The sequence below is a fragment of the Stappia sp. ICDLI1TA098 genome, from assembly GCF_054880955.1.
The window spans coordinates 1628982-1652741 of the sequence record NZ_JBTZBT010000001.1 but is presented as its reverse complement, the minus strand read 5'-3'; the positions used below and the strand labels follow the sequence as shown (position 1 = coordinate 1652741).

General features: G+C 65.7%; 21 protein-coding genes. 11 read left to right on the top strand and 10 right to left on the bottom strand.

Annotation, left to right across the window (positions count from 1 at the left end; all coding sequences use genetic code 11):
- Complete coding sequence (locus ACSLUQ_RS07480) at positions 1 to 639, bottom strand: MarC family protein (protein ID WP_417774265.1); 639 nt, start codon at positions 637 to 639, stop codon at positions 1 to 3.
- Positions 640 to 933: 294 nt separating this feature from the next.
- Between ACSLUQ_RS07480 and gyrA the strand changes: the two genes are divergently transcribed.
- Positions 934 to 3678, top strand: coding sequence for a DNA gyrase subunit A (gene gyrA, locus ACSLUQ_RS07475; protein ID WP_461808480.1), 2745 nt, complete (start codon positions 934 to 936; stop codon positions 3676 to 3678).
- Between the two features lie 204 nt (positions 3679 to 3882).
- Here the strand turns inward: gyrA and ACSLUQ_RS07470 are convergent, their stop codons facing one another.
- The 3 genes from ACSLUQ_RS07470 to ACSLUQ_RS07460 all read right to left on the bottom strand — a co-directional run bounded on the left by ACSLUQ_RS07470 (position 3883) and on the right by ACSLUQ_RS07460 (position 5299).
- Complete coding sequence (locus tag ACSLUQ_RS07470; RefSeq protein WP_461808152.1) at positions 3883 to 4230, bottom strand: hypothetical protein; 348 nt, start codon at positions 4228 to 4230, stop codon at positions 3883 to 3885.
- A 73-nt stretch (positions 4231 to 4303) separates the two neighbouring features.
- Positions 4304 to 4594 carry a hypothetical protein gene (locus ACSLUQ_RS07465; RefSeq protein ID WP_461808151.1) on the bottom strand — a complete coding sequence of 97 codons (291 nt, stop codon included), beginning with the start codon at positions 4592 to 4594 and terminating at the stop codon, positions 4304 to 4306.
- 408 nt (positions 4595 to 5002) lie between these two features.
- Positions 5003 to 5299, bottom strand: coding sequence for a hypothetical protein (locus ACSLUQ_RS07460; protein ID WP_417774268.1), 297 nt, complete (start codon positions 5297 to 5299; stop codon positions 5003 to 5005).
- A gap of 140 nt (positions 5300 to 5439) precedes the next feature.
- On the opposite strand from ACSLUQ_RS07460, the gene coaD reads away from it, so the two are divergent.
- The 5 genes from coaD to tgt all read left to right on the top strand — a co-directional run bounded on the left by coaD (position 5440) and on the right by tgt (position 9385).
- Positions 5440 to 5946, top strand: coding sequence for a pantetheine-phosphate adenylyltransferase (coaD, locus tag ACSLUQ_RS07455; protein ID WP_417774269.1), 507 nt, complete (start codon positions 5440 to 5442; stop codon positions 5944 to 5946).
- 47 nt (positions 5947 to 5993) lie between these two features.
- Complete coding sequence (locus tag ACSLUQ_RS07450; protein ID WP_417774270.1) at positions 5994 to 6536, top strand: peptidylprolyl isomerase; 543 nt, start codon at positions 5994 to 5996, stop codon at positions 6534 to 6536.
- Between the two features lie 79 nt (positions 6537 to 6615).
- The gene (locus tag ACSLUQ_RS07445; protein ID WP_461808479.1) at positions 6616 to 7050 is read left to right on the top strand and encodes a peptidylprolyl isomerase; all 435 of its coding nucleotides are present in this window, start codon (positions 6616 to 6618) and stop codon (positions 7048 to 7050) included.
- A gap of 104 nt (positions 7051 to 7154) precedes the next feature.
- Positions 7155 to 8243 carry a tRNA preQ1(34) S-adenosylmethionine ribosyltransferase-isomerase QueA gene (queA, locus tag ACSLUQ_RS07440; RefSeq protein WP_461808150.1) on the top strand — a complete coding sequence of 363 codons (1089 nt, stop codon included), beginning with the start codon at positions 7155 to 7157 and terminating at the stop codon, positions 8241 to 8243.
- The gene (gene tgt, locus ACSLUQ_RS07435) at positions 8240 to 9385 is read left to right on the top strand and encodes a tRNA guanosine(34) transglycosylase Tgt (protein WP_461808149.1); all 1146 of its coding nucleotides are present in this window, start codon (positions 8240 to 8242) and stop codon (positions 9383 to 9385) included. The genes queA and tgt overlap by 4 nt, the downstream gene beginning before the upstream one ends.
- 15 nt (positions 9386 to 9400) lie before the next feature.
- Here the strand turns inward: tgt and ACSLUQ_RS07430 are convergent, their stop codons facing one another.
- From ACSLUQ_RS07430 to ACSLUQ_RS07415, 4 genes are all read right to left on the bottom strand, one after another.
- A complete protein-coding gene (locus ACSLUQ_RS07430; protein ID WP_461808148.1) occupies positions 9401 to 9832 on the bottom strand; it encodes a DUF4864 domain-containing protein in 432 nt (143 codons plus the stop codon).
- Between the two features lie 68 nt (positions 9833 to 9900).
- On the bottom strand, positions 9901 to 11100 hold the full coding sequence (locus ACSLUQ_RS07425; protein ID WP_461808147.1) for a lytic murein transglycosylase: 1200 nt from the start codon (positions 11098 to 11100) through the stop codon (positions 9901 to 9903).
- A gap of 83 nt (positions 11101 to 11183) precedes the next feature.
- Positions 11184 to 13328: a putative bifunctional diguanylate cyclase/phosphodiesterase gene (locus ACSLUQ_RS07420; protein WP_417774276.1), complete on the bottom strand. Its 2145-nt coding sequence runs from the start codon at positions 13326 to 13328 to the stop codon at positions 11184 to 11186.
- 4 nt (positions 13329 to 13332) lie between these two features.
- Positions 13333 to 13716: a hypothetical protein gene (locus tag ACSLUQ_RS07415; protein ID WP_461808146.1), complete on the bottom strand. Its 384-nt coding sequence runs from the start codon at positions 13714 to 13716 to the stop codon at positions 13333 to 13335.
- Positions 13717 to 14133: 417 nt separating this feature from the next.
- On the opposite strand from ACSLUQ_RS07415, the gene ACSLUQ_RS07410 reads away from it, so the two are divergent.
- From ACSLUQ_RS07410 to ACSLUQ_RS07395, 4 genes are read left to right on the top strand one after another with little or no spacing between them, the layout of a single operon-like run.
- Positions 14134 to 15267, top strand: coding sequence for a fatty acid desaturase (locus ACSLUQ_RS07410; protein ID WP_461808145.1), 1134 nt, complete (start codon positions 14134 to 14136; stop codon positions 15265 to 15267).
- Between the two features lie 57 nt (positions 15268 to 15324).
- On the top strand, positions 15325 to 16308 hold the full coding sequence (locus ACSLUQ_RS07405; protein ID WP_461808144.1) for an HlyD family secretion protein: 984 nt from the start codon (positions 15325 to 15327) through the stop codon (positions 16306 to 16308).
- Complete coding sequence (gene rbbA / locus ACSLUQ_RS07400; RefSeq protein WP_461808143.1) at positions 16305 to 19085, top strand: ribosome-associated ATPase/putative transporter RbbA; 2781 nt, start codon at positions 16305 to 16307, stop codon at positions 19083 to 19085. The genes ACSLUQ_RS07405 and rbbA overlap by 4 nt, the downstream gene beginning before the upstream one ends.
- Position 19086: 1 nt before the next feature.
- Positions 19087 to 20217, top strand: coding sequence for an ABC transporter permease (locus ACSLUQ_RS07395; protein WP_417774281.1), 1131 nt, complete (start codon positions 19087 to 19089; stop codon positions 20215 to 20217).
- A gap of 33 nt (positions 20218 to 20250) precedes the next feature.
- On the opposite strand, the gene ACSLUQ_RS07390 is transcribed toward ACSLUQ_RS07395, so the two are convergent.
- Both ACSLUQ_RS07390 and ACSLUQ_RS07385 read right to left on the bottom strand, forming a co-directional pair.
- On the bottom strand, positions 20251 to 21555 hold the full coding sequence (locus ACSLUQ_RS07390; RefSeq protein WP_461808142.1) for a four-carbon acid sugar kinase family protein: 1305 nt from the start codon (positions 21553 to 21555) through the stop codon (positions 20251 to 20253).
- A complete protein-coding gene (locus ACSLUQ_RS07385) occupies positions 21555 to 22811 on the bottom strand; it encodes a ribulose-bisphosphate carboxylase large subunit family protein (protein ID WP_461808141.1) in 1257 nt (418 codons plus the stop codon). The genes ACSLUQ_RS07390 and ACSLUQ_RS07385 overlap by 1 nt, the downstream gene beginning before the upstream one ends.
- A 109-nt stretch (positions 22812 to 22920) precedes the next feature.
- Between ACSLUQ_RS07385 and ACSLUQ_RS07380 the strand changes: the two genes are divergently transcribed.
- Entirely contained in the window at positions 22921 to 23745 is an 825-nt protein-coding gene (locus ACSLUQ_RS07380; protein ID WP_417774284.1) for a phosphogluconate dehydrogenase C-terminal domain-containing protein, read from the top strand.
- The last annotated feature ends 15 nt before the right edge of the window (positions 23746 to 23760 follow it).

Genomic DNA, 23760 nt, shown 5'->3' with positions numbered 1-23760 from the left:
CTAGGCGCTGCCCATGGCGATGATCGCGCGAATGCCGTCGACGATGAACTGGACGGAAAGCGCGGCAAGCAGCACGCCGAGCAGGCGCGTGATGACCATCGCGGCGGTGTCCCCCAGCAGCCGCTCGATGCGGTCGGCCAGCAGGAACGACACAAAGCACGCACCGACGATCACCAGGATGACGCCGGCAAGGCCGAACATCGACACCGTGTCCGGTGCCTGCGAGGCGGTGAGGATGACGGCGCTGATGGCGGCCGGGCCGGCGATCAGCGGGATTGCGAGCGGGAAGACGGCAACGTCATGCAGGTCTTCCTGATGCGACACGGCCTTCTCGGCCGACTCCGACTTGCGCCGGTTGCGCTTCTCGAAAACCATCTCGACGGCGATCATGAGCAGCAGCAGCCCACCGGCGATCTGGAAGGCCGGCTGGGAGATGCCGAGCACGCCGAGCACGCTTTTTCCAGCCACCAGGAACAGGAAAAGGATCGCCCCGCCGATGAGCGTGGCGCGCAGCGCGATGGCGCGCCGGGTCTGCCGCGTCGCGCCGGCGGTGACGGCAAGAAACATCGGCGCGAGGCCCACGGGATCAATGGTCACGAACAGCGTCGCGAAGGCATTCACGAGGTATTCGGCAAGCATGGGGCCTCCGCATTCCGACTCATCGCCGCCCCTTTATAGCAGCCAAAACACGGCTCCCGGCAGCGGTGCCCGACGGCACTTCCGAAGTTTATGCCGAGTTATATTTAAGATATTGAAATTAAAGGATTATTATCCGCGTCACAAAGGGTCTTGGATTTGTCGTGAGGCGCGGAATCGGCTATAAGAAGCGCTGTAAATTCAACAACCGCGAGACACCCCTTGACAGATCGGGACACGAACGCGCCATCGGGCGGCCTGCCGTCCGACATCAGGCCTGTTTCCATTACCGACGAGATGAAGCGCAGCTATCTCGATTACGCCATGAGCGTGATCGTCAGCCGCGCACTTCCCGACGTTCGCGACGGCCTCAAGCCCGTTCATCGGCGCATCCTCTATTCGATGCACGAGAACGGCTACGAGTGGAACAAGCCCTATCGCAAGTCGGCCCGCGTGGTCGGCGATGTGATGGGTAAGTACCACCCCCATGGCGACAGCGCGATCTACGACGCGCTCGTGCGCATGGCGCAGAATTTCTCGCTGCGCCTGCCCCTCATCGATGGGCAGGGCAACTTCGGTTCGGTCGACGGCGACCCGGCCGCGGCCATGCGTTACACCGAGTGCCGGCTGCAGAAAGTCACCCAGCGCATCCTGGACGACATCGACAAGGATACGGTCAACTTCCAGGACAACTACGACAACTCGGAGAGCGAGCCGGTCGTTTTGCCGGCGAAGTTCCCGAACCTGCTCGTCAACGGCGCTGGCGGCATCGCCGTCGGCATGGCGACGAACATTCCGCCGCACAATCTCGGCGAAGTGATCGACGCGGCCGTCGCGCTGATGGAAAACCCGGCGATGACGACGGCCGAACTGATGGAGATCGTGCCGGGACCGGACTTTCCGACCGGCGGCATCATCCTCGGCCGCTCCGGCATCCGCTCGGCCTATGAAAGCGCGCGCGGCTCCATCGTCATGCGCGGCCGGGCCGAGATCGAGGAGATCCGCAAGGACCGCTACGCCATCGTCATCACCGAGATCCCGTATCAGGTGAACAAGGCGACGATGATCGAGAAGATCGCCGAGCATGTGCGGGAAAAGCGCATCGAGGGCATCTCCGACATCCGCGACGAGTCCGACCGTACCGGCATGCGTGTCGTCGTCGAGCTGAAACGCGACGCCGTGCCGGACGTGGTGCTGAACCAGCTTTACCGCTATTCGGCGCTGCAATCGACCTTCGGCGCCAACATGGTGGCTCTGAACGGCGGGCGGCCGGAGCAGCTTGGCCTGAAGGACATGCTCAATGCCTTCATCGACTTCCGCGAGGATGTCATTGGCCGGCGCACCCGCTTCCTGCTCAACAAGGCGCGTGATCGCGCCCATGTCCTCGTTGGCCTGGCAATCGCCGTCGCCAACATCGACGAGGTGATCGCGCTGATCCGCAAGGCGCCGGACCCGGCAACCGCCAGGGCCCAGCTCATGGAGCGAAAGTGGCCGGCGCGCGATGTGGAATCGCTGATCCTGCTGATCGACGACCCGCGCCACATGGTCAGCGACGAGGGCACCTACACGCTGTCCGAGGAGCAGGCCCGCGCCATTCTCGAACTGCGCCTGCAGCGCCTGACCGCACTCGGCCGCGACGAGATCGGCGACGAGCTCAACAAGATTGGCGAGGAGATCAAGGATTACCTCGACATCCTGCGCTCGCGCGTCCGCATTCTCGATATCATCCGCGAGGAACTCGCCGCGATCCGCGAGGAGTTCGCCACCCCGCGTCGCACCGAGATTGTCGATGGCGGGGCGGACCTCGAGGACGAGGACCTGATCCAGCGCGAGGACATGGTCGTCACGGTGAGCCATGCCGGCTACATCAAGCGCGTGCCGCTCGACACCTACCGGGCGCAGCGTCGCGGCGGCAAGGGCCGCTCGGGCATGGCCACGAAGGACGAGGATTTCGTCACCCGCCTCTTCGTCGCCAACACGCACACGCCGATGCTCTTCTTCTCCTCGCGCGGCATCGCCTACAAGATGAAGGTGTGGCGTCTGCCGCTCGGCGGCCCGACCGCCCGTGGCAAGGCGCTCGTCAACATGCTGCCTTTGGAGGCGGGCGAGCAGATCACCTCGATCATGCCGTTGCCGGAGGACGAGGAGACCTGGGGCAACCTCGACGTGATGTTCGCGACCCGTCGCGGCACCGTCAGGCGCAACAAGCTCTCCGACTTCACGCAGATCAACAAGAACGGCAAGATCGCGATGAAGCTGGAGGAGGGCGACGGCATCGTCGGCGTCTTCACCTGCACCGAGCATGACGACGTGATGCTGACCACGGCGCTCGGCCAGTGCATCCGCTTCTCCGTGACGGACGTGCGCGTCTTCGCCGGCCGCAACTCCGTCGGTGTGCGCGGCATCGCGCTCGCCGAGGGCGACGAGGTCATCTCCATCTCGATCCTCGGCCATCTGGACTGTACCGCGGACGAACGCACGGCCTATCTGCGCTGGCGCCGCCTGATGCGGGGCGAGGGCGATGAGGCGGCCGCCAATGGCGATGCCGCTGCCGGCGATGAGGAGGCCGAGGGCGAGGGCGAGCTGACGCCGGAGCGCTACGCGATGATGAGCGCGGCCGAGCAGGTGATCCTGACGCTGTCGCAAAACGGCTTCGGCAAGCGCTCCTCGTCGTTCGAGTACCGGGTTACCGGGCGCGGCGGCAAGGGCATCACGGCCATGGCCGTGACCAAGCGCAACGGACCGCTGGTCGCATCCTTCCCCGTGGAGGAAAACGACCAGATCATGCTCGTCACCAACGGCGGACAGCTCATCCGTTGTCCGGTCGACGGCATCCGTATCGCCGGGCGCGCGACGCAGGGCGTCATCGTCTTCAACACTGCCGAGGGCGAGGAGGTGGTTTCCGTCTCGCGCGTCTCGGAGGACGACGGCGAAGAAGACGGACTGGAAGCCGGCGGTGCGCCGGAGGCTGGTCCGGAGGCCGGGGATGGCGCCGCTGCCCCTTCGCCCGATGAGGGCGAGGGCGAGGGTGGCGAGGGCTGAGGCCTTTTCCTCCTGAAAGCAGACAACAACAAGGGATCGGGCCATCTGGCCCGGTCCCTTTTCGTTTCCGCTCGGCGGGCTCTTCTGGGCGGAGCAGGCGCGCCAGATGATCCTCAAAAACGACAAAGGCGACGCCTGGGGTTTGACCAGGGCGTCGCCTTTTGACGTTTGGCAGTTCCTGCGGCCGTCACGCGGCCGATGGGGTCAGGAGCTTGAAGGAACCCTGGCCAGAACCGACATGCGGGCACTTCCGTCGCGCGCCTCGAAGGTTTCGAAATGGACCTGCCGGGTCGTCTCGCGTCCGCTGATGGCGGAAACGCAGGCTGGCGACCAGTTGCCCCAGCTGTCGCCCGCGCAGGCCGAAGGCAGCGCGGAATTGAGGCGGTCCGTCTTGGGAGCTTCGACGGCCACCGACTGGTCGGGGGCCGTCGTCACGGTGTGGATGATGCTCGCCATGCCGGCGAAGGCGGCGAGTGCGACAACGCCGGCAATGGCGAAGTCCCGGATGCGATGCTGGGTGTGCAGCGCGCTATCGTCATGAATGAAGGTCATATCGTCACGTCCCTGCTTGCTCTTTTGATGTCGCCACCCTGGAGCAATTCCGGCAAGGAGACCGTGACGCGGATCACGAACCTGCGGATTGCCCCTCGGGGCTGGCCGTGCCGATAAGCTTGAGCTGTGCCGGCGCGGTCCAGTCGGGCTTTCGGACCTCAAAACAAAGCGGATCCTCGTCGCGGAAGATCACGCCCTTGCAGGCATCGGCGATGTTGGCCGTACGCGCCTGTTCCTGGTTCGCTGTCAGCACCTGGGTGCTGGTCGTTGCCTCGTAGTGACGCTCGGAAGCTTCGCCCAACGTCACCACGCCAATTGTGAGAACCGCCGCCAGAGCGGCGACTCCTGTCGTCCAGATAGCCATCGCGGAGGACGGCTGATGAATTTTGTGAATCGTCATCATAGGCTGGATATGGAGCTTTTCCGCTTAGCCGGCAAGAGACGATCTCATCAGATTGATGTGAACGATCTTTGTTCAGTGGGTAAACGATCCAACCTGTGGATTGGTTCCATCCCTGAACGGACTTGCCTCGGTCGGTTCGCGCCCGGCGGATGCCGGCGCTTTTGCCCGACGGCCGGGCAGGACGGACAGTCAGTCGAGGTGCGCGTGGCGACGGCGCGGGGAGCCCGCCGCCACGCGACCGAAACGCCCGAGGTCAGAAGGTCGCAGCGCGCACGAACCTCGCGCTCGACATGGGTGGGCGCAAAATCATGCACGGGGGCGCGGACGCCGATCGTCGTGCATCGGACCGGCGTGCCGCGCCGGCCATCATCATCTGCTGGACGGCAGGCGGGTCAGGATCGTGGTGTTGCCCGATGTCGATGCGGCGGTGATGAAGCCGCCGCCCGGCGCGCCCATGCCGGCGAGCTCCGCGCAACCGGCCCCCGTGTCGAGCATGGTCGTCGCATCGCAAGCGACCTTGACCGCCCGTTCATGACGGTCTCCCTTCATCGCCGAAGCGCTGTTGACGGGAGCCACAGTGAAGCCGGTCATCAGGGTGCCTGAAACGACAAGAGCAAGGGCTCCTGCTGAAGCACCGCAGAGTGCCATGACTGCAAAGGATCGCATGTTCGCCTCCTTATGTTTATTAGCAACAGTCTAGCACAAAGTAACGTTACGTGAAATAAATTCAGGAACTGTTGCGATTGCGCAACTGCTTCAGAGGGTTCCGCTTGTGCGCGCGGGCGCGGACCGTTAGAGAAAGCACCATGACTCGCACCGCGCTCTATCCGGGATCCTTCGATCCCATGACCAATGGTCACGTCGACATTCTGCGCCGCTCTCTCGGTCTTGCCGACCGCGTGGTGGTCGCCATCGGCGTTCAGGCCTCCAAGACGCCCAACTTCTCGTTCGAGGAGCGGGTGGCGATGATCGGTGCCGTGGCACTGGAGGAGTTCGGCGCCGAGGCGGCCGCGCGCATCGAGGTCGTCTCCTTCACCGGCCTCGTGGTCGAGGCGGCGCGCGCGCAGGGGGCATCCATCCTGGTGCGCGGTCTGCGCGACGGCACCGATCTCGACTATGAAATGCAGATGGCGGGCATGAACCAGAAGATGGCGCCCGACGTGAACACGGTGTTCCTGCCGGCTAGTCCTGAGGTGCGCCACATCACCGCCACGCTGGTGCGTCAGATCGCAAAGATGGGCGGCAATGTCGCCCCCTTCGTGCCGGCGCATGTCGTCGAAAGACTGGCGGCAAGGACCACCGCGGCCGGCTGAACCGAATTCCCGTTCCGGCATCCGACCGGAAGACTGGAGCCTTTCCGATGACGCGTATCATATCGCTGATCTCCGCGCTTGCCCTGAGCCTTGTGCTTGCCGTGTCGGCGAGCGCGCAGGATCTCGATCCCGAAAACACGCTGCTTCTCGACCTGAAGGACGGGCAGGTGGTGATCCGCCTGCGGCCGGATCTCGCGCCCGCTCACGTCGAGCGGCTCAAGACCCTGACGCGCGAGGGCTTTTACGACGGCATCGTCTTTCATCGCGTTATTGACGGCTTCATGGCCCAGACCGGCGATCCGACCGGCACCGGCATGGGCGGCTCGAAGCTTCCCGACCTGAAGGCCGAGTTCTCCGACGCGTCATTCAAGCGCGGCACGCTTGGCATGGCCCGATCGCAGTCGCCCGACAGCGCCAACTCCCAGTTCTTCATCATGTTCAACGACGGCCCCTGGCTCGACGGCCAGTACACGGTCTTCGGCGAGGTGGTCGAGGGCATGGAGTTCGTCGACAAGATCAAGCGTGGCGAGCCTGTTGCCGATCCCGACAAGATCGTGCGCATGCGTGTCGCCGCCGACGCCAGCAACTGACCCGAAACCAAACACACAAGACACCGAGACAAGGAGATATCAGGTGGCCGATTACAAGGATCCCGAGAACACGCTGCTGATGGAGACCACCAAGGGCCCCATCGTCATCGAGATGAAGCCCGACCTGGCGCCAAACCACGTCGCCCGCATCAAGGAACTTGTGCGCACCGGCTTCTATGACGGCATCGTCTTCCACCGGGTGATCGACGGCTTCATGGCCCAGACCGGCTGCCCGAACGGCACCGGCACCGGCGGTTCCGGCAAGAAGCTCAAGGCGGAATTCTCGCCCACGAAGCATGGCCGGGGAACCTGCTCCATGGCCCGCGCCATGGATCCGAACTCCGGCGACAGCCAGTTCTTCATCTGCTTCACCGACGCACCCTGGCTCGATGGCCAGTACACGGTGTGGGGCGAAGTGATCGAGGGCATGGACAATGTCGACCAGATCAAGCGCGGCGAGCCGGTTCGCGATCCCGACAGCATCACCTCGCTGAAGGTTGCGGCCGACGCCTGAGCGTCCGTCTTTCGTCGCCCGCGCATTCGTCGTCTCACGGCAGATGCGCGGGCGTCTTTGCGTTTCATTGCCGCTCGCCCCGGCTTTCCAGTCCCCGGTTTCCCATGCGCGTTGATGACTTCGACTTCGAGCTGCCGCCGGAGCGCATTGCGCTGAGGCCCGCCCGTCCGCGCGACAGCGCCCGTCTTCTCGTGGTGCGTCCCGGCGCGCGGGAGCCGTTGGGCGACCGGATCGTGCGTGAGCTGCCGGATCTGCTCGAACCAGGCGACGCGCTCGTCTTCAACGACACGCGGGTGATCCCCGCACAGCTCGAGGGATCGCGCGCGCGCGGTGACGTGGTGGCACGGATCTCGGCGACGCTGCATCTGCGCTCCGGTCCCGACCGCTGGTGGGCCTTTGCGCGTCCGGCCAAGAAGCTCGTCGTCGGCGATCGCGTCCGCTTCGGCGAGACCGCAGGCAACGTCTGCCTGCTTGCAACGCTCGAGGCCACGGTCGCCGAGAAACGCGACACGGGCGAGGTTCTCCTCGCCTTCGATCTTTCCGGCCCCGCTCTTGACGAGGCAATCGCCGCCGTCGGCCACATTCCGCTGCCGCCCTACATCGCCGCCAAGCGCGGCGAGGATGCGCAGGACCGGACCGACTACCAGACGATGTTTGCCGAAAAGGACGGCGCGGTCGCGGCCCCGACGGCAGGTCTGCATTTCACGCCGGACCTGGTGGCGGCGCTCGAGGCGCGCGGCATCGAGCGGCACAAGGTGACGCTGCATGTGGGCGCCGGAACGTTCCTGCCGGTGAAGGCCGACGACACGGCCGATCACAAGATGCACGCCGAGCGAGGTGAGGTCTGCGCGGCCACCGCCGCGGCACTCCAGGCGGTGCGCGCGCGGGGCAACAAGGTGGTCGCCGTCGGCACCACGTCGCTGCGCATTCTGGAAAGCGCGGCACAGGGCGAGGGCGGTCTTGCCGCTTTTTCCGGCGAGACATCGATCTTCATCACGCCCGGCTACCGGTTCCGCGCCATCGACGCGCTGATGACCAATTTTCACCTGCCGCGCTCCACGCTCTTCATGCTGGTCAGCGCGCTGTCTGGGCTGGAGACGATGCGCGCCGCCTATGCGCACGCCATCGACACCGGCTACCGCTTCTATTCCTATGGCGATGCTTCGCTGCTGTTCCCCGGAGAGGCCGAATGAGCGATCCTTTTTCCTTCCGCCTGATCGCGACTGACGGCATGGCCCGACGCGGCGAGATCGTGACGCCGCACGGGCAGGTCTCGACCCCCGCCTTCATGCCGGTGGGAACCCAGGCGACCGTCAAGGCGATGTATCCGGGGCAGGTGAGGGAGCTCGGCGCCGACGTGGTGCTCGGCAACACCTATCATCTGATGCTGCGACCGGGCGCGGAGCGCATTGCCCGGCTCGGCGGGCTGCACAAGTTCATGAACTGGCCGCACACGATCCTCACGGATTCGGGCGGGTTCCAGGTCATGTCGCTGGCGCAGCTTCGCAAGCTCACCGAGGATGGCGTCACCTTCCAGAGCCATATCGACGGCTCGCGCCATGTGATGTCGCCGGAACGCTCCGTCGAGATCCAGCAACTGCTCGGCTCCGACATCCAGATGCAGCTCGACGAGTGCATTGCGCTTCCCGCGCCTCGCGACGATGTGGAACGCGCCATGCGCCTGTCGCTTCGCTGGGCCGAGCGCTCGCGCGCCCAGTTCGAGAAGATGGGCGGCCCCGGTCGCGGCCAGGCGCTCTACGGCATCGTCCAGGGCGGCGACGTGCCGGACCTGCGCGTGGCCTCGGCCGAGGCGCTCGGGCAGATGCCCTTCGAGGGCTATTCCGTCGGCGGTCTCGCCGTCGGCGAGCCGCAGGAGGTGATGCTGCGGATGCTGGAGGTCACCACCCCGGCGATGCCGGTCGAGAAGCCGCGCTACCTGATGGGCGTCGGCACTCCGGAGGACATTCTGGAAAGCGTGGCGCGCGGCATCGACCAGTTCGACTGCGTGATGCCGACACGCGCCGGCCGCCACGGGCTGGCCTATACGCGCTACGGCAAGGTCAATCTGAAGAACGCCCGCCACGCCGAAGACCCCCGGCCGCTGGACGAGGCGAGTGACTGTCCTGCGGCGCGCGACTACAGCCGCGCCTATCTCCACCATCTCGTCAAGGCAGGCGAGGGTCTGGCGGCGATGCTGTTGACCTGGACCAATCTTGCCTACTACCAGACGCTGATGCGCGAGATGCGCGCGGCGATCGAGCAGGGGCGCTTCGAGGACTTCCGCGCAAGGACGCGCGAGGATTGGGCGCGCGGCGACATTCCGCCGCGCGATTGAGTCGGCCGGTGTGCGTTACGCAGAGGCACCGGGAGAGGTTGTGAGCACGCAGCCGGAAATTTTCCAGCTCCCGTCCGCCTGCTGCTCGAAGCTGTAGAGCGCCAGCCATTCCTTGCCGTCCGCTCCCGTGAGGTAGACCTCCTGCACGGGGCCGTCGGCGTCCGGCCGCAGACGACCGAAGCTCACCGATCCCGGCTGATAGACCGGCGGATATCCGCGCTTCACCATATCGATGAAACGATCCGGCGTCGGGAACAGGCGGCGGATATCGGGGGCGGCGAAGCCATAGGCGCGCTCCGCGTCGCCAGCTCGGAACGCCGCAATCTGGCCTTCGACAAGGCCACGCAGCACCGTGCCGTCCTGTGCAAGCGCCGGGCGTGTCGGCAAGACGAGGGCGAGGAGACACAAAGCAGCGAGGACCATCGTCAGGTGGCGGGCAGGGCGCATGGGTGATCTCCTTGCAGACGTTGCGTCACCTTTTCTACGCCCGATGCTCCTGCCTGGATGTCTCGGTCCTAGAGGCGGTTGAGAAGCGTCGCCGTGGGCCAGCCATCGGCCGGGATTCCGAGGCGAAGCTGTTCCGCGCGAACGGCGGCGCGGGTGCCGGAGCCCAGGATCCCGTCGACCTTGCCGACGTCATGTCCGCGTGCGGCAAGCTTCTCCTGAAGCTGTCGCATCTCGCCATCCGAAAGACCGGGCTCCGGGTTGCCTGCGTCATAGCGCGGCGCACCGGCCAGCCGGGTCGCGAAATAGGCGGCCGATGTCGTGTAGACGAAGGACTGGTTCCACTCGAGATAGACGTTGAAATTGGGATAGGCGAGGAAGGCCGGTCCCTTGCGCCCCTGCGGCAGGATGAGAGCCGCCGGCAGCGTAGCGGACGGCAGTGCGCCGGAACGGGCGGAAACGCCGAGGCCGGCCCAGTCGCCGACGGTCATGTCGAAGGTGAGCCCGGTCTTCTCCCAGGGAAGGTTGCCCGGCAGGCGGACCTCCTGGAGCCAGGGCTCGCCACGCCGCCAGCCAAGGCTGTTGATGAAATGCGCGGCGGTCAGGATCGTGTCGGGCGCGCTTGCCTTGAGATCGACGTGGCCGTTGCCGTCGCCGTCGACGCCATAGCGGATGATATCCTCGGGCAGCATCTGCACCTGCCCGATCTCGCCGGCCCAAGCGCCGGTGGTGCGCGCCGGGTCGAGATCGCCGTGCTGAACCATCTCGATGGCCGCGAGGAGTTGCGGGCGGAAGAGATGCGGGCGGCGGCAGTCGTGAGCAAGGGTGGCGAGCGCATTGACGGTGTTGAAGTCACCCTGAACCGCGCCGAAGTCGGTTTCCAGCCCCCAGAACCCGGTGATCACCGGCGCGGGCACGCCGTAGTCCCTTTCGGCGCGCTGGAAGGCGCTGGCATAGGCCTTCATGTTCTTTGCGCCATGCGTCAGCCGGTAGCCGGAGACCGAGCGCTTGGAAAAGGTCAGGAAGTCCTGCTTGAAGACGCCCTGGGCCCGGTCGCGCGACAGAACCTTCTTGTCGATGCGCGCGCCCGAGAGCGTTGCCCGGATCGCCGTATCGGGCCGGCCGGCGGCCTTCGCCTCTGTCGCGACCCCTTGCAGGAAAGCGTTGAAGTCGCCGCCACACGGCGTCGCGGCCGCCGCCGGTGCCGCGGCAAGCCCGAGGGTCGCGGCGATCAGCAGGGGGACGGAGAGTTTGGCGGAAGATGCGGGCATGACCGGTTCCTGTGTGATTCCCTAGCGGCAAGTCGCAAGGGCGATCATGGCGGATTGGGGGCGGCGATCAAGGCCGGGTTTCTTCAGCCCGCGAGAACCGCGCGCCCGCTGTTCCGCATCCGTGCGATGATCTGGTCGATGGACAACGCCCCTCCAAAGAGCGGTCCCTCGCCGAACCGGCAGCCGCGCTCGAGCAGGAACTTGCGCTGCGCCTCGGTCTCGATGCCCTTGGCGATAATGTCGATGCCGAGCCCGTCGGCAATGCCCAATGTTCCCTCGATGATGACCTCCGAGGAGCGGTCCGTGCCGATGCCGCCGACGAAGGCGGCCGGAAGCTTCAGTTCGTTGATCTCGTAATCCTGCAATTGCTGGAGAGAGCTGTACCCTTGCCCGAAATTGTCCATCGAGATGCGCAGGCCCGCCTTCGCGAGGCCGCGGACGTTCTCGCGGATGATGTCGCCGCCGCGTGAGACGAAAATGTCCCCGCGGAGATCGAGTGTCAGCAGCTCCGTGAGCTTGGGGAACTCGGCCGTCCTGTGGGCGAAGTCCTCGAGCATGCCGGGCATGGAGAGCGTTGTCGGGTCACCCTTGAAGATGAGGCGAACGGGGTCGATGCCCTCGCGCAACTGTCTCTTCATGTTCTCGACCGCCTGGCGGAAGATCTCGAAAGCGAAGTCGCGCTTGAGGCTGAAGTGTTCCAGCCTGTGCTCGAACTGCTCTCCGGTCTGGATGCCGCCGTCCGGCCTCTTCCATACAGGGTGCGCCTCGAAGCTCACGACGTTGCCCGTGCCCAGGCAGACAACGGGCAGGTATTGTAGCTGGAATTCGTGACCGGCAATCGCCCGCTCCAGCTCCTTGCGGTCGTGGAGATCCAGATATCTCTTCGTCATGTCGGGCGTGTAGCGGACAAAGGACTGCTGACGCTGTTCCTTTGCCAGATACATCGCCTGATCGGCGGCAAGCACTAGCTCCTCGGGCCCGCCCTCGACATCGGCGGCGCACACCACGCCGATGCTTGCTCCGACGTTCAAGGTTCCCTGCATGTATTCGATCGGCTCGGCGATTGCCGCCAGGACGCGCCGGGCCAGGGTCTCGGGGGAACCGAACGCCACCACCGAGGGGAAGAGAAGCCCGAATTCGTCGCCACCCAGACGCGCCACCAGATCGCCATGGCGAACGAGATCGGTGAAGCGTTTCGCCAGTTCCACGAGCACTGCGTCGCCGGCGCCGTGGCCATAGGCATCGTTGATCGGCTTGAAGCCGTCGAGATCGATCAGCAGGTAGACGAGGTTGCCGCGTCCGCGCCGGTCCCCGGCGAACATATGCGCCAGAAAGGCGTCGAAGGCGGGACGGTTCGCCAGACCGGTGAGCCCGTCGTGGGTCGCGGCATGCTCGAGTTCGGCCTGTTTGACGACCCGGTCTTCCGCGAGTTGGCGGTTCTCGAGCATCGCGATCTGCAGGTCGCGAACCGAGTGGGCAATGCTGCCGATCTCGTCGCGCCGCCGTGTCCAGGGGACGCGACGGGTCAGGTCTCCCTGCTTGAGGCCTCTGATTGTTGCGACGAGGTCGGAGATCGGCTGCATGATCGCGCGCGCGGCTGCGATGCTGATCGCGGTTGCGATCAGTCCTGTCAGGACGGCGATCGCCAGAAACTCGTGGGACAGGCGGTCGGCGTGCTTGTTGGCCAGACTTGCCCCGGTCGCGAAACGCTCTGAGGCAATCCGCGCGATATGCGCCGCCTGCCGTTCGATGTCGCGGTTCTTTCGGTCGCCGCCGCGGATGGAAAGAATGCCGAGGTCCGGGTCCTTCAGGATAAGAAGCAGCGTTTGCCCCGCGTTGTAGCGATAGGACCTGAAGACCTCGAGAAGGGCGAGGGAGCCGGGTAGTTCGGCCTTCACCAGTTCGACGATATGCGTCTCCACGCGCTGCAGATTGTACTCGACGGTCCGCAGGATGTTCTCGATCTCCTGGCCGGTGACGCCGATCCTCCTCCATGTCGCAAGCTGGTAGAGGTTCGATTCGACATCCGCCAGGTGATACGAGACCGCGTAGGCACGCTCCACGACCGGCACCAATTCGTTGTAGTTCGAGACGATTGCGGAGCGCTGGTCGCGCAGCGTCTGCCAGGCGATGAACGTCAGGGACAGGAGCGTTACCAGCGTGATCAGGGACGCTGCCGTGACCTTCGCCAGAATCGACCAGTCGGAGAATTTGAACAGACGAAACAAGTCGCTATCCGTCCTTGTCCTCAAAGGCGCCGGCACAGAGGATCCGGACCTGATCGCTCAGCATGAAGCAGGTGTGATATCCGAAGGCCGATTGGCGCGTCACCGGATGAAGATAGCGGATCATGAAGATTTTCTCCCCGCTTCCGTTTGCGGACTTCCTGGCAAGTTCGGACCAGTAGCGACCGTCGATGTCGGTCGCTTCCGAAACATTGATTCCCACAAGATTCGGGTGCCCGGCGTCGAACCAGCTCCTGCCGGCACGCGTCACGCCCCAAAGATGCAGGCCGTTGGCCTGGCGCGTCCACGGCGGTGCGCCGAAATCCGCGACGGCCTGCGTGTCGCCGACATTCTCGATGTGCCAGCGCGCGAGATCCGCCAGCAGCGTCACGTCTTGCTCCAGCGCCTGGCTGTCGGAGCCGGACGCGCCCGCATGCAGGTCGTCGATTTTCCGCGCGACCTCGGCCGGGGAAAGCCGGGGTTCCGTTGTCTGTGAAGCAAGGGCCGGGGCGAAGCCGGCGACGCCGACCCAGGCTGCCGATGCCACCATTCGGGCCGCATAGTGCATCTCGATCATCCTCAAACAGTCACGTTACGGTAGCAGGCAGTCATGAACCTGCATTTAAAATGGAAGTTCAGAAAGCGATTCTCCATGATTTTCGGGAGGCTGCGCGTTGAGCGGTTGAGTATTTCACTCATTTGCAACTGCGGCGCGTTGCCCGCTTGCTTTGCTCGGCTCAGTCCTGAATATGGGTTGACGAAGACAGGTATCCAGCTGGGAACGCTGAAACAGGTGGTCGGAGGCTGAATGACAGCGGACGTGGCAGGACGGATCGGAGTGGGCGCACCGGAGGCGGAGGCGTCCTTGGGTGGCGTGTCGCCGCAGGCGCGGCGGCATCTGCAGATGCGCAAGGACGCGCTTGCCGTTCATCCCGCCTTGCGCACGCTCGCAGGCCCCGACCGGCGCACCGCCTTTGCCATACCCGTGCTGCTTGGTATGCACTGGACGATGGCCTGGTACGTTTCCGACACGAACCTCCTGGTCGTCTTCCTCGCCGCGTTCTTCTTCGGTCAGTTCGTCATTCATGCGACTGGCGCGCTGGTCCATGAGACCGCGCACCGGCTCGTGTTCAGGGGAGACCGCGCCAAGCTCGCCTTTGACCTTGGACTGGAGACGATCCTCGCCTCCTTCGGCAAGCAGCTCACCTATCAGCACGAGCACCTGTCGAGCCATCATCCCTACATGGGCGACTACGAACGCGACTACGAGCACGAGGACCTGTGCGCCTTCAAGGCGCGCGAGATGGTGGTCCAGGGGCGGCCGCGCCTTCAGAGGGTGCTGACGGTGGCAACGCTTGTCGTCCACCTGTTGCCCTTCGGCTTCATCATCTCCGACGAGATCTTTCCGCGCGTCTATCGCCGTTTGAGCGGCCATGTGACCGGCGACCGGGAGCGTCATATCGATGCGACGCGGCCGCCGCTTTGGCAGAAGCGGCTGTTCATCGCCTGGTCGCTCGGTGTCAACCTCGTGTTATTCCTGCTGTTCGGCGTCCTGGGCTGGCTCTACCATAACTGGGCCCTGTCGATCTTCCTCGGCAAGTGCGGTATCAGCAATCTGGGTCAGTCGCTGTCCGAGCATCCGGGCGATGACGCGGAAACGCCGACGCGCTCGACGTACGGCTGGGTCAACCGTTTCCTCTTCAACACCGGCTATCACAACGAACATCACACCTTTCCCAATGTCGCTTGGAGCCAGTTGCCCGAACTGACGCGGAAGGCTCCGGACGTGTTCAGCGCGCGTGCCGAGAAGTCCTATCTCGGTTACTGGTGGGAGCATGTCACCCGCGACTTCAAGACATCGCGACGCAATCCGCTGCAGCAGCAGGACCAGGAAGCGCGTTGTCCGAGGACGGATGCGCGCGGGATCGGCGCTGCGGAGTGAGTTGGCCGGGCTCATGCCTCCGGCAGAACATCCAGGCCTGATCAGGCGGGAGCAGGAATGACCAAGACACAGTGGTTCGTCGGAGCCCTTCTGGCCGTCGTCGCCGGCGCGGGTGGCTATGCGATCTGGCAGCGGCTCGCCGAGCCGACGCTGCCCGACGGCATCGTCCAGGCGAATGGCCGCATCGAGGCCGAGCGTATCGACGTCTCCGCCAAGACGGCGGGACGTGTCGCAGAGGTGCTTGTGAAGGAAGGGGACTGGGTCGAAAAGGGCGTGCTGATCGCCCGCCTCGACACCTCCGAGATCGACGCCCAGATCCAGCAGGCGGAGGCGCAGGTGCGCCAGGCCACTCAGCAGAAGCGCCAGAACGAGGCGCTGCTGAACCAGCGCAAGTCCGAACTCGAATACGCCAGGCAGGAGTTCGACCGGGTCTCGCAGCTCGCCGACCGCGGCCACGCCACCCGCCAGCAGGCCGACAACCAGCGCATGGTTCTGGCCACCGCCCAGGCCGGCGTTTCGGCGGCGGAGGCCGGGATCGATCTGGCGGAGGCGACGATCTCGTCGGCCCGCGCGTCGCTCGACAGGCTGAAGAGCGTGCGTGACGACACCCTTCTCACCGCTCCGCGTTCGGGGCGGGTGCAATACATTCTTGCCAACGCCGGCGAGGTCGTCGGCTCCGGCGGAAAGGTCCTCACGCTGACGGACCTGACCGACGTCTATATGACCGTCTTCCTGCGCGCCGCCGACGCGGGGCGCCTTGCCATCGGCGCCGATGCCCGTCTCGTCCTCGACCCGGTGCCGGAATACGTGATCCCGGCGCGGGTGACCTTCGTCGCCAGTACGGCCCAGTTCACGCCGAAGACTGTGGAAACCTCCGATGAGCGCGCCAAGCTGATGTTCCGGGTGCGGCTCGGCATCCCCGAGGACCTGCTCGCGAAGTACCAGAACCATGTCAAGGCCGGCGTCGCAGGCATGGGATACGTGCAGATATCATCCACCGCCGAATGGCCGGACTGGCTGGCGGTGAAGCTGCCGAAATGAGCCAAAACGCGGTCGCATCGGTTCGCGGGCTGACCCACCGTTTCGGCGAGACGGTGGCGGTCGACGGGATCACGCTCGACGTGCCGGCCGGCTGCATGGCCGGGCTGATCGGCCCCGACGGCGTCGGCAAGTCGACGCTGATGTCGCTTCTCTCCGGCGTCCGCCGTATCCAGGACGGATCTGTCGAGGTGCTCGACGGCGATATGCGCGAGCGGGCACACCGGCGCACCTGCAGCAATCGCATCGCCTACATGCCGCAGGGCCTGGGCCGCAATCTCTATCCGACGCTGACCGTTTTCGAAAATCTCGACTTCTTCGGCCGCCTCTTCGGTCAGGACGCAGCCGAGCGCCGGCGCCGGATCGATGATCTCCTGCGGGCGACCGGGCTCGACCCGTTCCCGGACCGCCCCGCCGGCAAGCTCTCGGGCGGCATGAAACAGAAGCTTTCGCTGTGCTCGGCGCTGATCCATGATCCCGATCTTGTCATTCTCGATGAGCCGACGACCGGCGTCGATCCGCTGTCGCGCCGCCAGTTCTGGGACCTGATCGACCGCATTCGCGCCGATCGGCCGGGCATGAGCGTGCTTGTCGCCACCGCCTACATGGAGGAGGCCGAGCGGTTCGACTGGCTGGCTGCCATGTCGGACGGCAAGGTTATCGCCACTGGCACGCCGGCGGAAATCCGAGACAACGCCGGTGCCAAGACACTGGAAAGCGCCTTCATCGCAATGCTGCCGGAAGCTGTTCGCAAGGAGCACCGGGAGGTTGTCGTGCCGCCGCCGATCGAGCACGACGGTCCGCCGGCGATCGAGGCGCGCGGGCTGACCCGCCGGTTCGGTGACTTCACCGCCGTCGACCATGTCGATTTCCGCATCGCTCGGGGCGAGATCTTCGGATTCCTCGGCTCCAACGGCTGCGGCAAGACGACGACGATGAAGATGCTGACCGGCCTGCTTCCGGCAAGCGAGGGTGAGGCGCTTCTGTTCGGCGAAACGCTCGACGCCCGCGACATGGCGACACGAAGCCGCGTTGGCTACATGTCCCAGTCGTTCTCGCTCTACAGCGAATTGAGCGTGTCACAGAACCTCGATCTTCACGCCCGGCTCTACCAGTTGCCGCAGGAAAGCCGCGCCGCGCGGATCGCCGACGTGCTCGAGCAGTTCGACCTCACCGACGACAGGAACGCCCGGCCCGAGGATCTTCCGCTTGGCGTTCGCCAGCGGCTCCAGCTTGCCGTCGCCGTGCTGCACGGGCCCGAGATCCTGATCCTCGACGAGCCGACATCGGGCGTCGATCCGGTGGCGCGTGACGGGTTCTGGCGTCATCTCATCGACCTGTCGCGCAAGGATGGCGTGACCATCTTCATCTCGACCCATTTCATGAGCGAGGCGGAGCGCTGCGACCGCATTTCGCTGATGCACGCGGGCAAGGTGCTGGCGGTCGGGCGTCCCCAGGAGATTGCCGACAAGCGCGGCGAGGGCAATCTCGAAGACGCCTTCATCACCTACCTGAAGGAGGCGGAGGGGGCTCCGCAGGCCCCCGCCGACACCGCGCCGGCTCGCCCTGACGTCGCGGAGGCCGCCGCCGCCCCGGTCTCGGCAACGGCCGCGGGGCAGGGGGCAAAGGTTCCTCGCGCGCGCGGGTTCCGCTTTTCGCCGGCGCGCATGTGGGCGCTGGCGCGGCGCGAGGCGACGGAGATCGTGCGCGACCGCTTGCGGCTTGCCTTCGCGCTGCTCGGGCCGCTGCTGATGATGTTCACCTTCAGCTACGGCATTTCCTTCGACGTCGAGAACCTCGGCTATGCGGTCGCCGATTACGACAGGTCGCGCGAAAGCCGCGAGTTGCTCGAGGGGTTCGCGGGGGCCCGCGTCTTTGAAGAGAAACCAGCGGAGGCCGGCGACACCAGGAGCCTGGAGGATCGTCTGCGCGCGGCGGAAATCGTCTTCGGCGTCGAGATCCCCTCGGGCTTCGGGCGGGAACTCCTCAGCGGCCAGACGCCCGAGGTGCATATTTCCGTCGATGGCGGAATGCCGTTCCGCGCCGAGACGACGCGCGGCTACCTGCAAGGGGTGGCGAGCACCTATCTCGCCGACCAGATGGAACGTTCGACCGGCGACCCGGCGACGCTATCGCCCGTCTCCGTCGAGACCCGCTTCCGCTACAACCAGTCCTTCGAGAGCGTCATCGCTATGGTGCCTTCGGTGATCATGCTGATGCTGGTGCTGATCCCGGCGATGACGGCGGCTGTATCAGTCGTGCGCGAGAAGGAGACAGGGTCCATCGCCAACTTCCACGCGACCCCGGTGACACGGACGGAGTTCATCCTCGGCAAGCAGATTCCCTATGCCGTGCTCGCCTTCTGCAGCTTCCTGATGCTCCTGCTTGCCGCAGTTACCGTCTTCAACGTTCCCGTCTCAGGCTCGCTCGCTGTGCTCTGCCTCGGCTCGGCGCTCTATGTGATCGCGACCACGGGCTTCGGCTTCGTCATCTCCACGGTCACCCGCTCGCAGGTCGCCGCGACCTTCGCCGCCGCGATCCTCGCCATCATTCCGGCGGTCAATTTCTCCGGCCTGCTCGTTCCGGTCTCCTCGCTGACCGGATCCGGTCGGGTGATCGGGCTCGCCTTTCCGGCCGTCTGGTATCAGCAGATCAGCGTCGGCGCCTTCACCAAGGGGTTGGGGCTCGCCACGCTCTGGCCGAACCTTTTCGCGCTTGGCGGCTTCTCCGTGCTCTTCGCGGTGATCGCCATCGCGGCGCTGTCGAAACAGGAGCGCTGACATGCGCCGCTGGATCGCCAACACATTCCGCCTCGGCGTCAAGGAACTCAGAAGCCTGTGGGCCGACCCCTCGCTGGTGATCCTGATCGTCTATGTGTTCACGGTCGCGATCTACTCGGTGGCCACGGGCGCGAAGCTCGAGGTTGCCAATGCCTCGGTCGCCTATGTCGACTTCGATCGTTCGGCTGTCACCGACCGCATCGTCGGCGCGATCCTGCCACCGAACTTCAAGGCGCCGATCGAGATCTCGCCTGACGACGTCGATCCGGCGATGGCCACGGGCGACTACGTTTTCGTGCTTTCCTTCCCGCCGCGCTTCGAGGCGGATCTGCTGCGCGGGCGCGTGCCGGAGGTTCAGCTCAATGTCGACGCCACCGCCATGGCCCAGGCGGGCAACGGCGCGGCCTTCCTGCAGCAGATCATCCGCGACGAGGCGGCCAGGTTTCTCTCCGGCGAGGACAGCGCCGGCTCGACGCTTCCCATCGATTTCGTGGTGACGTCGCTGTTCAATCCCAATCTCGACACGGTGCGCTTCTCGTCGGTGATGCAGGTGATCAACAACATCACCATCCTCGCCGTGTTGCTGACCGGCGCCGCGCTCATCCGCGAGCGCGAGCACGGCACCATCGAGCATCTCCTGGTGATGCCGGTGACGCCGTCGCAGATCATGGTGGCGAAGATCTGGGCCAACGGCCTGGCCATCATCGTTGCCGCGCTTCTGTCGCTCGCCATCGTGGTGCGCACACTGATGGGCGTCGAGGTGAGCGGGTCGATGCCGCTCTTCGCCTTCGGTGCGGTGATCTACCTTGTCTCGATGACGGGGCTCGGCATTCTCTTGGCCACGTTCACCACATCGATGCCTCAGTTCGGCCTGCTCGCGATGCCTGCGCTGGTGATGATGAACCTTCTGTCCGGCAGCACGACGCCGATGGAGAGCATGCCGGTGCTGCTCCAGGACATCATGCAGGTGGCGCCCTCGACCCATTTCATCGCCTTCGCGCAGGCGATCCTCTATCGGGGGGCGGGAATTCTCACCGTCTGGCCGCAGATGCTTGCCATGGCGGTGCTCAGCGCGGTCTTCTTCGCCATCGCGCTGCGACGCTTCCGCGTCACCATGGCAAGCCTGAGGTAGGCGGCTGCGTTGGCAAGCCCCCCGGCGCTTGCATCAGTCCGCCGCCAGCCGTCCGTCGCGCAGCCGCGCGAAATAGTCGTCGGTTCCGATCTGGCCACCCTTCAGGGCAATCTCGAAACGCGGCCCGCTCGCATCATGCGCGGTGCACAGCGGAGAACCAGGGCTGTCGGGGATCGGGTGGCGCAGGGTCAGGGCGTCGATCCCGAGAACGCCGATGGCATGGCTCGAGGTGTCGCCGCCGGCGATGATGATCCGTCGAAGCGCGTGACGCTCCTGCAGGCACGACAGAACCTGGCCCAGCGCTGCGCCGACGGCGGCGTCCGCGCCCTCCACCGGCGCTCCGCTTTCCGCGCCGAGTGCCGTATGGACCAGCGGGCTTCGGCCCTCGCCAACCGCCGACGATCCGGCTGAAATCGCGGCCTCGACCGCCGCCTCGCGGCCTTCGCCGGTGGCAAGCGCCCGGTAGTCGATGGGGATTGGCGCGAAGCCGCATGCCGCCGCGGTCTCGATCTGGCGGGCGGTGGTCGGCGAGCAGCTTCCCGAGACGACCGCCGTCGTCGGAACGGCGTCGGGTGCCGTGATGCCGGCGGGCCCGACATGCTCGCCGCGCGCCTGCCAGGCAGAAAGCAGCGCATATTCGACACCCGATGATCCGACGAGAAAACGGTCGCCGGCCTCTGCGGCACGTTCCAGCACGTCTGCCGCGGCAAGCTGTGTCGCGGTATCATGCACGTCAACGAGCGCCAGACGGGTTTCCTCCGCAAGGCCGGCGTCCCATGCGCGGTCGCCGAAGCCGATGAGCTGCGAGGCAAGCCCGGTCTGGGCGGCGAGGTGGACGAGGAGGTCGGCCTCCCTCATCGGGGTCGCCGGATGGCGGGACATCACCGGATGCCGGTCGATGCGGAAGACCGCATCGCGATAGCCGGCGAAGAGCTGGCCGGCAAATGTGTAGCGGCGAAGCTGCGGCGCGCCGACCACCACATGGGCGCGGTGCTGGCCGAAGGCGGCAAGCCCCAGTTCCGTCGCCCGCCCGATGTTGCCGCGCCCGGGGGCGCTGTCGAAGGTGGAGCAGACCTTGTAGTGGCAGAAGTGCGCGCCAAGCGACTTGAGCCAGCCGTAGATGGGGGGAAGCTCGCGGTCCATCCAGTCCGGCGACTGGCTGCGGCTGGTGCCGGCAAGCCCGACCGCGCGGCAGTGGCCGAAGGCCGCCAAACGCTCGGGCGCGGGCATCCTGGTGAAGAGCACGGTCTCGATGCCGCGCGCGGACAGCGCCTCCATCACGTCGGTGGAGCCGGTGAAGTCGTCGCCATAGAAGCTGACAAGCAGGTCGGACCGCATCAGCGCCTGTCCTTGAAGAGCGAGAGTGCGGCGGCGAGTTCGCCGTGGTCGCGGGCATAGTCGTCTATGGGAATGCCGGCCATCGCGGCCTCGGCTGCCTGACGCAGGCTCATGACCCCGGCCGCCGTGCCGCCGGGGTGGCCCATGATGCCGCCGCCGGCGCAATAGAGAAAGTCCTCGGTGCCCACCGCCGCGAAGGTAGGGGCCATTTGCGCCGCCGTCTGGCCGGAGGAAAAGACCGGCATAGCCGCGAAGGACGGGTCGTCGCCGCCGAAGAGCGGCGTGCCCACGGCCTTTGCCGAGGCGATCACCGAGGCATCGCTCTCGGAAAACTTGTTGGCGAGCCCGTTGACGTGCAGATGGTCGGCGCCGGCCAGCCGCCAGAACTTCTGCCAGGCCACATAGGAAACGCCGATGTCGGGCGAGCGGGAGAACAGGCCCCAGCCGTTGCGGTGGCAGTGGAGCGGCAGCGAAACATGGCGGCGGATGGCACCGAGCCCGGCCAGGCCGAGGGAATGCAGGCTCACCATCACGCAGGTTCCGCCCGCCGCCTGCACGTAGTCGGCGTTGCGCTTCATCTCGTCGATTTCGCCGGTGATGTTGAAAGCCACCATCGCCTTGCGTCCGACCCGCTGCGCCCGGTCGTTGACGACGCGCATGACCGCGTCGACGCGCGCCTGAAGCGGGCAATGCGGGCCGTTGCCCTGCAATTCGTCATCCTTGATGAAGTCGATGCCGCCATCGATGAGATCGCTCACCATCGCCGCCGTTTCCTCCGGCGACAGGCCGACGCTCGGCTTGATGATGGTGCCGATCATCGGCCGCCCCTCGACGCCGGCAAGACGCCGGGTTCCCTCGACGCCGAAGGCCGGCCCCGCATAGGCCTCTGCGAAGGCTGGCGGGAAGGTGACGTCGAGAAGGCGAAGCGCGGAGACCTCGGCGAGTTCGAAGAGATTGCCCGCGACCGTCGCCAGCACGTTGGTCAGCGACGTGCCCATGTTGTCGAGCGGCCAGGAGAGCGTGACCTCGCCGCGGGTGTAGGTGTCGGATGACTTGCGGCAGGGCAGGGAGGGCGTCGACGAAGTGCCGGTCACGGTCAGCGCCTCGATGCGCGCCCCGGAGCGTTCGCGCAGCGCATCCGTCTCGCCGGGCAGGCGCATGAAGGTGCCGCAGGACTGCTCGCCGGCGATCACCTCCGCCGCACGCTCCAGTTCCAGCGGACTTTCAAGCTCGTACCGCGCCTGCAATCGTTCCATCGTCGCGCCTCCTCCCGGCAGTCGTCTCGTTCGGGTGAATATCACCTCATCATACCAGTTGACAACCTGATCCTGTTCCGCGAATGATCGCCGAAACGGAGGAACACCCATGAAGATTGCTTTGCTCGGCGCCGGCGGAAAGATGGGCGTGCGTCTCGCCACGAACCTCAAGGGTTCGGCCTATGACGTGGCGCATGTGGAAATCAGCGAGGCCGGGCAGGCGCGCCTCAGGGACGTTCTCGGCGTTGATTGCGTCGACCTCGACCAGGCGCTCGACGGCGCCGGCGCGGTCATTCTCGCCGTGCCCGACACGGCGATCAAGGCGATTGCCGCAAATGTCGTGCCCCGGGTCGCGCCCGGCACCATCGTCATGGCGCTTGACGCGGCCGCGCCCTTCGCCGGCCACTTCCCCGAACGCGACGACATCACCTATTTCGTGTCTCACCCCTGCCACCCGCCGATCTTCAATGACGAGACCGATATGGCCGCCAAGCGCGACCACTTCGGCGGCGTCGCCGCGAAACAGGCCATCGTCAGCGCCCTGATGCAGGGGCCGGATGAGCATTATGCCGTGGGCGAGGCGATCGCCAGGACGATCTACCAGCCGATCCTGCGCTCGCACCGCGTGACCGTGGAGCAGATGGCGATCCTGGAGCCCGGCCTTTCGGAGACTGTCTGCGCGACGCTGCTCGTGGTGATGAAGGACGCGATGGAGGAGGTCGTGCGTCGCGGCGTCGACCGCACGGCTGCCCGCGACTTCCTGCTTGGGCATCTCAACATCCTCGGTGCCGTGGTCATGGGCGAGATCGACGGAGCCTTCTCGGACGCCTGCAACAAGGCGATCGCCAACGGCAAGCCGCGGCTGATGCGCGACGACTGGCTCGGCGTGTTCGAGCCGGAGGAGATCGCCGCGAGCATTCGCGCCATCACCTGAGCCGAACGCCGCCGC

Coding starts and splice junctions, on each gene's coding strand:
- ACSLUQ_RS07480 (WP_417774265.1), bottom strand. CDS start 639: ATGCTTGCCGAATACCTCGTGAATGCCTTCGCGACGCTGTTCGTGACC.
- gyrA (WP_461808480.1), top strand. CDS start 934: ATGAAGCGCAGCTATCTCGATTACGCCATGAGCGTGATCGTCAGCCGC.
- ACSLUQ_RS07470 (WP_461808152.1), bottom strand. CDS start 4,230: ATGACCTTCATTCATGACGATAGCGCGCTGCACACCCAGCATCGCATC.
- ACSLUQ_RS07465 (WP_461808151.1), bottom strand. CDS start 4,594: ATGGCTATCTGGACGACAGGAGTCGCCGCTCTGGCGGCGGTTCTCACA.
- ACSLUQ_RS07460 (WP_417774268.1), bottom strand. CDS start 5,299: ATGCGATCCTTTGCAGTCATGGCACTCTGCGGTGCTTCAGCAGGAGCC.
- coaD (WP_417774269.1), top strand. CDS start 5,440: ATGACTCGCACCGCGCTCTATCCGGGATCCTTCGATCCCATGACCAAT.
- ACSLUQ_RS07450 (WP_417774270.1), top strand. CDS start 5,994: ATGACGCGTATCATATCGCTGATCTCCGCGCTTGCCCTGAGCCTTGTG.
- ACSLUQ_RS07445 (WP_461808479.1), top strand. CDS start 6,616: ATGGAGACCACCAAGGGCCCCATCGTCATCGAGATGAAGCCCGACCTG.
- queA (WP_461808150.1), top strand. CDS start 7,155: ATGCGCGTTGATGACTTCGACTTCGAGCTGCCGCCGGAGCGCATTGCG.
- tgt (WP_461808149.1), top strand. CDS start 8,240: ATGAGCGATCCTTTTTCCTTCCGCCTGATCGCGACTGACGGCATGGCC.
- ACSLUQ_RS07430 (WP_461808148.1), bottom strand. CDS start 9,832: ATGCGCCCTGCCCGCCACCTGACGATGGTCCTCGCTGCTTTGTGTCTC.
- ACSLUQ_RS07425 (WP_461808147.1), bottom strand. CDS start 11,100: ATGCCCGCATCTTCCGCCAAACTCTCCGTCCCCCTGCTGATCGCCGCG.
- ACSLUQ_RS07410 (WP_461808145.1), top strand. CDS start 14,134: ATGACAGCGGACGTGGCAGGACGGATCGGAGTGGGCGCACCGGAGGCG.
- ACSLUQ_RS07405 (WP_461808144.1), top strand. CDS start 15,325: ATGACCAAGACACAGTGGTTCGTCGGAGCCCTTCTGGCCGTCGTCGCC.
- rbbA (WP_461808143.1), top strand. CDS start 16,305: ATGAGCCAAAACGCGGTCGCATCGGTTCGCGGGCTGACCCACCGTTTC.
- ACSLUQ_RS07395 (WP_417774281.1), top strand. CDS start 19,087: ATGCGCCGCTGGATCGCCAACACATTCCGCCTCGGCGTCAAGGAACTC.
- ACSLUQ_RS07390 (WP_461808142.1), bottom strand. CDS start 21,555: ATGCGGTCCGACCTGCTTGTCAGCTTCTATGGCGACGACTTCACCGGC.
- ACSLUQ_RS07385 (WP_461808141.1), bottom strand. CDS start 22,811: ATGGAACGATTGCAGGCGCGGTACGAGCTTGAAAGTCCGCTGGAACTG.
- ACSLUQ_RS07380 (WP_417774284.1), top strand. CDS start 22,921: ATGAAGATTGCTTTGCTCGGCGCCGGCGGAAAGATGGGCGTGCGTCTC.